At 41.5% G+C, this 668-nt stretch carries 2 tRNA genes and 1 rRNA gene; all 3 read left to right on the forward strand.

What is annotated here, in order from left to right:
• A 16S ribosomal RNA gene (locus tag DV424_RS08835) occupies window positions 1-84 on the forward strand; the annotation flags it as partial.
• Between the two features lie 79 nt (window positions 85-163).
• Window positions 164-240 (forward strand) — tRNA-Ile (locus DV424_RS08840).
• Window positions 241-318: 78 nt separating this feature from the next.
• A tRNA-Ala gene (locus DV424_RS08845) sits at window positions 319-394 on the forward strand.
• Window positions 395-668: the final 274 nt, after the last annotated feature.

Here is a 668-nt window from a genome sequence, read left to right on the forward strand (position 1 = left end):
GCGTTTACCACGGTATGATTCATGACTGGGGTGAAGTCGTAACAAGGTAACCGTAGGGGAACCTGCGGTTGGATCACCTCCTTACCAAAGACGAGAGACAGCGAGTGCTCACACAGATTGGCTGATAATTGTAGACAAATGAGCAGAAGAAAACATTACCCTTGGGTCTGTAGCTCAGGTGGTTAGAGCGCACCCCTGATAAGGGTGAGGTCGGTGGTTCAAGTCCACTCAGACCCACCACTCTGAGAGTGAGTGAAGTGAAAGGTGTAATGTAAGTAACTAAGACATAAATGATTAGTTATTAAATTATGATGAAATGGGGATATAGCTCAGCTGGGAGAGCGCCTGCCTTGCACGCAGGAGGTCAGCGGTTCGATCCCGCTTATCTCCACCACTTATCATCGTTAAGTAAATTTATACATTTAGTTTATTTAACGATGATAACTGAAAAGTTTTATCAACTGTTCTTTAAAAAATTGGAAACAAGCTGAAAATAAGAGATTTTCGAGAGAAAGTCTGAGTAGGCAAAACGGGAAAGTGAAAAGAGGGAACTGAGAAGGAAACTCTGAAAGCAAACCTATTTTGCATAAAATCTTGATTGAACAAAAGCAATCAAGTGTTTAGTTGAATGAACATACGCATCAAATTGACCGCACTTTGAAGTGAAA

It is taken from the genome of Haemophilus haemolyticus, from assembly GCF_003493605.1.
GTDB classification, from domain to species: Bacteria; Pseudomonadota; Gammaproteobacteria; order Enterobacterales; family Pasteurellaceae; genus Haemophilus; species Haemophilus haemolyticus_J.